We start from the raw sequence: 565 nt of genomic DNA on the forward strand, positions 1-565 counted from the left end.
CCGCCACCCCACCCCCGCCATCGGCAGGATGAGTAATACCGTCCATCACTTGCACGGTTTCAAAATCAAAGGGAGATACCCCCTCCAGACAGGCAACGTTAATGCCATACTGCTCAGGATTAGATCGCCGTTGATGGAAGGTATAAATGCCACAGATGGAGCAAAAATAATGCGCCGCTTGTCGGGTATTAAAACGGTATTCGGTTAAGACGTCTTTGCCGCTTAATATCTCCAGTCCTGCGAGCTGAGCGGAGACAGCCACCGCCCCCCGCATCCGGCATAAAGAGCAGTTGCACCGGCGAATCGTATTAAAGCCATCGGATAATTCAACGGCGAATCGCACTGCTCCGCAATGACAACGCCCTGCAATTTTATCAGTCATAAAGCCCCCGTGAGGCAAACATAGTCTGCCGCGAATGAAAAAACGATAAAAGGGACGCCATATGTGTGCCAACAAACCCTGACAAATCGTTAGTGAAATCTGTTTCCGGAGCGGTACTCATAACCCATCCTTTTCACAGTGGAAGAGCTTTAACAGTAAAAGACAATTACGGATGCTGCCAGG

Annotated in this window: 1 protein-coding gene; it reads right to left on the bottom strand. The window is 49.9% G+C overall.

The genetic code is table 11. The annotated features are described in order from the left end of the window. A partial coding sequence (locus QRD42_RS17200; RefSeq protein ID WP_321987704.1) for a GFA family protein occupies window positions 1–382 on the bottom strand: 382 nt, incomplete at its 3' end. Window positions 383–565 lie beyond the last annotated feature (183 nt).

The organism is Enterobacter sp. PGRG2, assembly GCF_030291195.1.
Lineage (GTDB): Bacteria > Pseudomonadota > Gammaproteobacteria > Enterobacterales > Enterobacteriaceae > Enterobacter_D.